At 67.1% G+C, this 8,482-nt stretch carries 7 protein-coding genes; 6 read left to right on the top strand and 1 reads right to left on the bottom strand.

What is annotated here, in order from left to right; genetic code table 11:
- Nucleotides 1–88 precede the first annotated feature (88 nt).
- Nucleotides 89–610: a hypothetical protein gene (locus tag MRBLMG1_RS26630; RefSeq protein ID WP_367826657.1), complete on the top strand. Its 522-nt coding sequence runs from the start codon at nt 89–91 to the stop codon at nt 608–610.
- Between the two features lie 949 nt (nt 611–1,559).
- On the opposite strand, the gene MRBLMG1_RS26635 is transcribed toward MRBLMG1_RS26630, so the two are convergent.
- Complete coding sequence (locus tag MRBLMG1_RS26635; RefSeq protein ID WP_329219709.1) at nt 1,560–1,682, bottom strand: hypothetical protein; 123 nt, start codon at nt 1,680–1,682, stop codon at nt 1,560–1,562.
- A gap of 472 nt (nt 1,683–2,154) precedes the next feature.
- Here MRBLMG1_RS26635 and MRBLMG1_RS26640 point away from each other — a divergent pair, with 472 nt between their 5' ends.
- The 5 genes from MRBLMG1_RS26640 (at nt 2,155) to MRBLMG1_RS26660 (ending at nt 6,666) form a co-directional block, all read left to right on the top strand.
- Entirely contained in the window at nt 2,155–2,700 is a 546-nt protein-coding gene (locus MRBLMG1_RS26640; RefSeq protein ID WP_367826658.1) for an SMI1/KNR4 family protein, read from the top strand.
- A gap of 219 nt (nt 2,701–2,919) precedes the next feature.
- Nucleotides 2,920–3,678, top strand: coding sequence for a TnsA-like heteromeric transposase endonuclease subunit (locus MRBLMG1_RS26645; protein ID WP_367826659.1), 759 nt, complete (start codon nt 2,920–2,922; stop codon nt 3,676–3,678).
- Nucleotides 3,675–5,162 carry an integrase gene (locus MRBLMG1_RS26650; RefSeq protein WP_367826660.1) on the top strand — a complete coding sequence of 496 codons (1,488 nt, stop codon included), beginning with the start codon at nt 3,675–3,677 and terminating at the stop codon, nt 5,160–5,162. Before MRBLMG1_RS26645 ends, MRBLMG1_RS26650 begins: the two co-directional genes overlap by 4 nt.
- 44 nt (nt 5,163–5,206) lie before the next feature.
- Nucleotides 5,207–5,557 carry a hypothetical protein gene (locus MRBLMG1_RS26655; RefSeq protein WP_367826661.1) on the top strand — a complete coding sequence of 117 codons (351 nt, stop codon included), beginning with the start codon at nt 5,207–5,209 and terminating at the stop codon, nt 5,555–5,557.
- Nucleotides 5,554–6,666 carry a hypothetical protein gene (locus tag MRBLMG1_RS26660; protein WP_367826662.1) on the top strand — a complete coding sequence of 371 codons (1,113 nt, stop codon included), beginning with the start codon at nt 5,554–5,556 and terminating at the stop codon, nt 6,664–6,666. The genes MRBLMG1_RS26655 and MRBLMG1_RS26660 overlap by 4 nt, the downstream gene beginning before the upstream one ends.
- The last annotated feature ends 1,816 nt before the right edge of the window (nt 6,667–8,482 follow it).

Consider the following 8,482-nt stretch of genomic DNA (forward strand, 5'->3'; position numbering starts at 1 on the left):
CGGCAGTACATCTGGGCATCGGCCATCTCCTGTCACGGATTGGTCACTCCGGCGGTCGCGGTGTAGACGTTCTGCGACGATCCGCTGCATGTCCGTTGAAGAGGCGACTATTCCGCCTGCCCCCGACCATGCCCCTGCTGCCTCGCCGAAGGTGGCGAACCGTTTCGTTCCGTGGCTCGTTGGCGGCCTTGCGGGGGTCGTGATCGGGGCGGGGGCTGTGGGCGGAGCGTGGGCCCTGTCCAGTGAGGGAGGCCCTCAGCGGGGCGAGACGTTCGAGCTGAACGGCACGATGAGCCTGGTCGGTGGGCCGCGTCAGGTGTCCAGCATCGGCGACTCTGCGTGTCGAGGCATCGGCGGGTACGACGACATTCGGGCTGGTGCCTCGGTCACGGTGTACGACGCGGCAGGCGCTGCCGTCGGTACCGGCTCGCTGGGTGAGCCGAAGTACGACGACACCAACTTCACCACCAAGATGTGCCGCTTCCCTGTCTCGGTCGCTGGCGTACCCAAGGGCAGTGCCATCTACCAGGTCGAGGTGACCCACCGCGGCAAGATCTCCCTGAAGGCAGCCGATGCAGAAGCGGGGAAGTTCGCAGCCTCCCTGGGCTGACGTCAGGTCGGCTCGGGTCCGCTGTCGTGGGGTGGCGCATGTGACAGACCTGAGACCCTGACACCGCCACCCTCACCCTCTACGACCGTTAGGGCCCCCGCCACGGGGTAGTGACCAACTGCCTCACCTACACCGTCCCGGCCTGGGCGCGCCCCTTCCTCCTGGCTGCGAGTCACCTGCTTCGGTTCTTGCCGCACGGCGATGGTCACCTCCTGCCCAGCTGGCCCCCTTGCCACGCTTCCTGTGCGCCTGATCTTCCGGGCTCGTGTCCTGCCTCCAAAGCTGGCCCTACCCTGGTACACCTTCACCAGGCGCACTGCGCCCGTGACGGTCGGCCTGTTCCGGGTCCTGTCGTGCGACGGCTACTGTGCGACGGCTATCTACTCCCGGGCTTCGAGGCCGTCGGCTGCGAGCAGGGCTGTGCCCGGTGTCTGCTTTCGCACTGGCTTGTTCGACGACGGGATCTCACCGACCTCCAGCGGGGGCCGTTCTGGTCCTGCTCCAGGGGCGGGCCTGGAGGGGGAGGGGACTTGGGACCAGAGCGTGAGTGAATGGAGCGACTGGGATTCGGAGTTGGTTGCACACGCTGTTTTTGCACGTGCGGCCGACCCGTGGCTAGCCTTCCGCCTCTCTCCCTATGCGGTTCCCGCATAGGGAGAGAGGCGACCGCTGCCGCGTGAGCAGGCCCGCAACACGCACTCGAAGGGCTGCAGGGCCGCCGAGGTCGCGCCGAAGTCGGAACTCACCGTCGATGGTGCGCCGACTTTCCACACCGGAGAGGCGCCTGCCGGAGAGGCGCCTGCCGGTGAGACGACCGTAGCCTGACGCCGAGGCCTTGGCCGAGTACTCGATAGATCTGGCGTGACCAGCGCTACCACACATCGGTCCACCTTCGGCGAGACGGGTCAGCTGCGCACCTATGCCGAGAGGATCAACTGCGGACCGGGCATCACTCCTGCGCGGAGGCGGTCAACTCCATCATTGCCTGGGCGTAGGTGGCTCCGTCGATCTCCTCGTCGTGGTACTGACGCATCAGCTCATCGATCTTGGCCTGTAGCTCTGTCCGGTCCATCGTTATCTCCCAACATGTCAGTGCCGCAAGGTGAGGACAGTAGCGCGACGCGTACCGCACGGACGGCGCTTTCTCCAGATTGTGGGCACTTTGCCCATTTACTTTTGAGCTGGTCGCGCGCCTGCTGCCCGATCGATGAGATGGGCCAGCATCTGCCTATCTCCAGTGGGACACGGCCCAACTCCGGTGAGACAGGCCAGTCACGACGCCCGGGGCTTCCACCTCGCTGATGTCCTGTCTCAGGTGATCTGGTCCCTGTCTCAGACGATCTGGTCCGATTGGCTTGCCGTCTCAGGTGATCTGGTCCGTGCCACCGAAGCTTGAGCGCGCTGGTCCGAGGCATGGGCAGGACGCAAACAGCACCCCGGTTCATGTCGCGGAGTGCCATGAGGAACGGCGCGAGCACCACCAGTAGCCGCGTCGCGTGGAGGTGCGGCGGACCGGGCCCAGACGTCATTGCTACGGTCGGTGGATGAAGAGCTGGGACGAGGGCGGTGTACGCGCTCGGATACGGGACATGGCAGCACAGGACCCGGAGTGGTCGCGTTTCGGGGCGGGTACACACCGGTACGAGCTGGCGCCAGCGCTGCCGGAGGCCGAGATCAGGGCGTTCGAGGAAGCCCACGGCATCAATCTGCCGGCGGAGTACCGGTCCTTCGTCGCGGAGGTGGGCAATGGGCCTGCTGGGCCCGGCCACGGGTTGATGCCGTTGACCGTCCCTCGCCTGGAGGCCCACGAGGACTGGGCGGTGGACGATGAGTGGGAAGAAGACCGGCTGCCGGGCCGACTCGCCCAGCTGTTCCTTCTCACCGAACCGCTGCCTGGCCGGATCGGCGCATCGACCGGCGAGCTGACCGGGGGCACGCTCATGCTGGCCGAAGAGGGCTGCGGCATCTACAACAGGCTGATCTTGAACGGCCCACGAAAGGGCGAGGTCTGGCAGATCGACCCGGACTGGGGCGGCTTCGTCCCAGTGAGCCCCTGTTTTCGCACCTGGTACACCGAGTGGGTGCAGTAGGTGACCCAACCACTCAACTGCTTCGACCCCCAGGCACGGCAACTCCGGCCCTGACGATGGCCCGGGAGCGGTCAGAACTCCCCTGGCCTGCGACGACCAGATTGTTTGAGACGGGTTGTCACCCTTTCGCGTGACGGTATCCGGCTCTCGGCCACGGTGGGCCGCAGGGTGCTCCACCCTCGCAGTGACGGGGACGATCCCGGCAGGGTGGAGGTGTTCATGGACGGGTCCGCGGTGGTGGCCTCCGCCTGGGAGTACGCCTCGGGCGTCGAGGTCGGGTTCGTCGACACCGACGGCGTCGAGCGTTCCGGTCCGTTGGCGTGCTGGTGGGCAGAGCCTTTCGAACTGGCATTGGCGGTGCGGCCGTTCACCTCGTTCAAGGGACAGAAGAATTTCACCGGCGAGTACTGGGCGGCAACCTCGCGGACCCACGTGGGCTATGAGTCCTGGGTGGAGAGGGACGCGGCGATGGCGCTGGACTTCGATTCCGCTGTCGTCGCGCTGGCCTCCCAGCCCTTCCGTCTCGCCTGGACGGACGGGGAGCGGGAGCGCGGGCATACCCCGGACTACTTCGCCCGGTTGCTGGACGGCACAGGTGTCGTTGTCGACGGGCGACCGGAGAACCTGGTCGACGAGGCCACCGCCGAGGTCTTCGCGTTCACTGCGCGGGTCTGCGAGGAAGTGGGCTGGCAGTTCCGCCACATCGGCGACCTGAACCAGCCCTACCGGGCGAACCTGCGCTGGCTGGCCCGCTGCCGACACCGCCGCTGCCATCGCGCCCCCGCAGCCGACCGGCTGCGGGAAGCCTTCGCCGAGCCCTTGCCCCTGCTCGTCGGGGCCGAGCAGGTCGGGGACCGACTGGCCGTGCTGCCGGTGCTCTACCACCTGCTCTGGCGGCACGAACTGACGGCGGACTTGGTGACGGCTCCGCTGGGCACCGGCACCCTGGTGCACCTGGCGTCCCTGGTCCGGCCGTGAACTCCGCGCGGCCTGGTCGGCTGCGGCTCGGCGACCGGGTCAGGTTCCAGAAGCACACCTACACGGTGGTCGGCCTGACCGGGATGCGGGTCCGGCTCGCCGACACGCACGGCGCCGGCATGCTCGTCGACCAGGTCCACCTGCAGTCCGCCAAGGACTTCGCGGTCCTCGGGGCCGGCGACCGCACCGCGCTGGGCTCGGCCGCGCTACTGGACCGCCTGCCCGAGCCGGTGGCCGAGCGCGCCTTGTGGTGGCAGCGGCCCCTGGTCGAACTGCTCACCGGCCTGCCACCCGACGCCCCGGCTGGAGCTCGGGTCAAGTCCGAGTACGACCCCGCCTGCCGCTCGCTGGCCGAACGCGAGCGGGCGAAGGCCGCCGAATTGGCCGCGCTGGGCGAGGAAGTCACGGCGCGGACGATCAAGCGCAAGCGCCAGCAGTACGAGGCCGGCGGGATCGCAGCGGTAGTGGATCACCGGCTGGTCCCGCACGCCTCACTGGTTGGCCGGGCCGATCCGCGGGTGGTGGCGGCGATCCGCCAGGCAATCGGCGAGAGCGTCCCGGCCCCCACTCGCACAATCGAGCACGCGCGCTGGCGGACCGAGCGGATCCTGGAGGTCGAGCACGGCCAGGGCGCGGTGGAGATGCCGTCGCGGGCCACGTTCTACCGGCTCTTCGGCAACCTGTCGCAAGGAGTCCACGTCACCGGCTCGGCCCGCACCCGCCGCTCGTTGGCCGACCAGCCCGAGGGGCCGTTCCGCTACGAGTCGGTCGCGGCCCCGGGCGAGTTGATGCAGATCGACTCCACCCCGCTGGACGTGCTGGTGCGGCTGGACGAGGGGGTCCCCGGACGGGTCGAGCTCACCGGACTGGTCGACGTCGCCACCCGCACCATCGCCGCCGCGGTGGTGCGGCCGACCACCAAGTCTGTGGACGCCTCGCTGTTGCTGGCCCGAGCGCTGACCCCGGAGCAGATGCGACCGGGCTGGGCCCAGGCGCTGGCGATGTCCCGCTCGGTGCTGCCGCACCGCAGGCTGCTGCCCCTGGACGAGCGCCTGGAACACGCCGCTGCCCGGCCGGTGATCATCCCCGAGACGATCGTCTGTGACCGGGGCAAGGCGTTCATCTCGGACAACTTCCGTTCCGCCTGCCGCTCCTTGGAGATCACCTTCCAGCCCTGCCACCCGCGCTCCCCGGCGGAGAAGCCCCACATCGAGCGCACGCTTGAATCGGTGGCCACGCTGTTCTGCCAGTTCCTGCCCGGCTACCTCGGCCGCACCGCCGAACACCGCGGCCGAGACGTGGAGGACGAGCCGCTCTGGTCGATGCTGGAGATCCAGGAATTCCTCGACGAGTGGCTTGTCGCCAAATGGCAAAATCGGCCGCATGACGGGCTCCGCGACCCGGGCGTCCCCGGCCGGACCTTCACCCCAAACCAGAAGTACGCCGCCCTGATCGAGAGCGCCGGGAGGTCTCGGACACGCTGAAGTACTTCTCGGAACGGATCCCGGCCACTTTCGTCTATGCGGGGGTGGACCTGGAGGCGAACGGACTGTTCAACGGCACCCGCGGGCGGCAGATCGCCGGGCGCTTCGCGGTCATCGACACCGTCCCCTTCCCTCGCACTACGGAATGGACCGGCCTGGTCAGCACCTTCGAAGAGGCCTTGCGACTGCACCACCACCAGCCCAAGACCCTGGAGGGGCTGGCTCACTACCTCCACCAACGGACCGGCGGCATGATCGGCAGCCTGTCCCACCTCATCCGCGGGGCCGCCATCGACGCGATCCTCGACGGCACCGAGAAGATCACCCGACGGTCGCTGGAACGCGTCAAACTCGACCGCGCTGCCCAGACCCGCAAGACCAAGCCCGCCTCGTGAATGTTCCCGGCAGCGATGATGGCCGTCTTCGTCTGCTGCCGGCCTGCCCGCGCCCACAGGCCGGTGAGACCACCGACTCCTACGTCCGCCGCCTGGCCCTGGCCAACCATCTCAAGCCCAGCTACCTACGGGGCTACCTCGCCGGCCCACCGGACTTCAGCCCTCGACGACGGCTTCGAATCGATCGGCTCGCCGGGCTCACCGGGCGCCGACAGGACGTGCTGGAGCGGACACTTACCGATCTCGCGCCACGGAAGGAGGCGCCGGCCAAGCCCAAGCGACGCGTCACGACCGACGCCGACAAACCCGGGCTCTTCGCAGCCATCCGCGAAGACTCAACTGTCAAGCCCGAACTTTCGGTTCAGCGCTTGGCGGAGCGACACCATGTCAGTCGGCGCATCATCCTCCAAGCCCTGGACTCTCCCACGCCACCACCACGCAAGAAGCGTGCCGCCGCCAAAGAACGCGCCCAAGCAGCCATCGACATGATCATCAACGATCACGCGGCCAAACACGGTGGCCAGCCTCCGACGGTCATGCAGGTCTGGGAACGGCTACTCGACGAATACGACATCACCGTCGGATTCGCCACCGTCCACCGCTACATGTCCGACCACCCAGCCCATAGCCCGTCCACCCATGCTAACCACCCGGATCGAACTGCGGGGAACTTCCTCGCTGTCACCCGGCAGACCTTCCAGGGCAACGTGTTCAAGCACTATCGAGCGCTCCTGAGCGCCCTGCAAAGAGACCCGACCCGGCACGGCCTGGACGACTCCTTCGCCGCGAACACCGCCTTCATTCTCGGCCTGGACGCCGGCACCTCCTGGAACATGCTCACGGGCTTCCAGGAGTGGCTCGTCATCCGTCTGGACCATGGCCACGACCTCACCTGGCCCGTGCTGATCCGCCACCTCGCCTCCGGCGGTTGGATCCATCCGTTCACCCCACAGGCCGAGGCCGAGGCCGTCAATACTCTCTACCGGCTTCTGCGCGAGTATTTCGACCTACGCGAACAACCCGATGGCCTCGCCGTGATCTTCAAGAACTACCAGTCATGGCTGGCCAACCAGGCGTGGTATCAGTTCGAGACGAACCAGGTCGTCTGAGACGGGACCGGGCATTCGCCTCTGGGGGACCAGGTCGATTGCGATTTCCGGCGGCCTGACATCTCAATCGATCTGGTCGCCCCAGGTCAGAGCCCCATCCTTGGACCAGATCATCTGAGACAGGACAGCTGACCTCCCAGCTCAACGACGGGCGAGGTGGCGTGTCACACCCGGTCCACACCCAGCTTCGCGAGCGCCGCCAGCCCCCGCTGGAACGCCTGCTGCGCCTTGCTTGGCTTTCGGGGCCCCGCGGCTGGCCACAGGGCGCTTGGTCGGGCTGCACGCCCAGCCGTGCCTGCTGCTCGGGCAGGAGCCGTGCTCAGAGGGTCGACTGCTTCTGCTGCTGGAGCCACTTGGCGACGTCGTTGCCTCGAAGACGACGCCCGGTGTGATGTGGGGCAGGACGCCGTCGGCGTCGACCAGGTGCCGCCAGGACGCGGTAGTGCCGCTGCCAGTCCAGCGGCCACGGGCAGTCCCAGTGCTCGTCGAACAGGGTTAGCTGCGCCGCGAGGTCTGCAGCGCGTTCTGGGTCCTTGCAGGGTGACTGTCGTGGTGCGGTGCGGGCGACGGGGCGCCGAGGCCTTGACCTGCTCGCCTGGGATCTCACCGACCTCCGGGGGCGGGTCTGGGGGGAGGGAACGTGGGGCCACGGGTGAGTGACTGAAGCGACTGGGGTTCGAGGTTGGTTTCGCACGCTGTTTTGCGCGTGCGGCCGACCCGTGCCGATCGCTCACTCTATTCGTATGCGGTTCCCGCATAGCGAAGGCGGGGATAGCTCTTCCGGTGGTTGCGTTTTCCGCATACGCGCAGGTCCATGTGCTGTAGTTGTTTGCGTTTTCTGCATACGCGGCTTGCGTCCCTGACGCCTGCATGCCCGTGCCTCCCCGCGCCCGTTACTGCTCCTGCTGCCCTGCCCGTTTGTGTGCCGCGCGTGGGGCGGGTGTTGGATCCATGGCCGTTTGAGGCCGGCCACTGTCCTGCATCCCGCCCCGGGCTCTGGTTCCTTGCTGTGCCTGGGCGTCCTTCGGGTGGCGACCGCCGCGCTCCGTGTCGCTGTGGACTCCTGTCGTCGCTTCTGTTCGTCTGGGGGAGCCTGGGCGCCCTGTGGGGGTGCTGGGCTTGCTTGTGGTGCGGGGCCGTAGGTCCTGTGCTTCTTGCCGGTCTTTGTGCTGGAGAGGGGTGATGTTCCGCGTGGGTGATGGGCTGTCTTATGTGCTTTGTGTATGGGGTGGTGATGTTGCACCAGGAGGCGTTGATGGTGCGGGTTTTACGTTTTCGTCATATGGCTGTCTGGTGGTGGGGGTTGGTGATGGGCGCAGGTTTTGTGTTTCCGGCATGTTCTTCCGGCTTCGGACATCGCGCGTCCACTCTGGGGGCGTCACCTATGATCATTCTCGGTATAGACCACTTGAGATCGGGATACATTGCCGAGATTTACTTAGAGTGACAACTCTCTGGCGGACCGAGGGAACCTTTGAGCGCCAGAGAGTGGCCCCTGACGCCTCTTGGAGCCTTCCCGGGACGAAGTGGAAGCATCCCGTACCGGTCGGTCTCGCAGGGATCGGCATCCTGAACGGCGTTACCCAACAACCCATTAACAACCAAGAAAATCAGCCAACTTACCGCACTACAACCCGCCGCAGGCGGGTGCTAAACCACACACCAGCCCCCACCCCATGACCCGCACCCCTTGACTCACCTCGCTACCCCACAGACACCGAAGGTGACTGCCTCTCAGGTAGCCAGCCGAGCGCCGCGCAGCGGCGCCGCGGCACTGGGAGTGACGCAGTCACTCCGCGTCGTGTCTCCGCAGGAG

Origin of the sequence: Streptomyces sp. LMG1-1-1.1 (assembly GCF_040815545.1) — a bacterium.
In the GTDB taxonomy this organism is placed as follows: Bacteria; Actinomycetota; Actinomycetes; order Streptomycetales; family Streptomycetaceae; genus Streptomyces.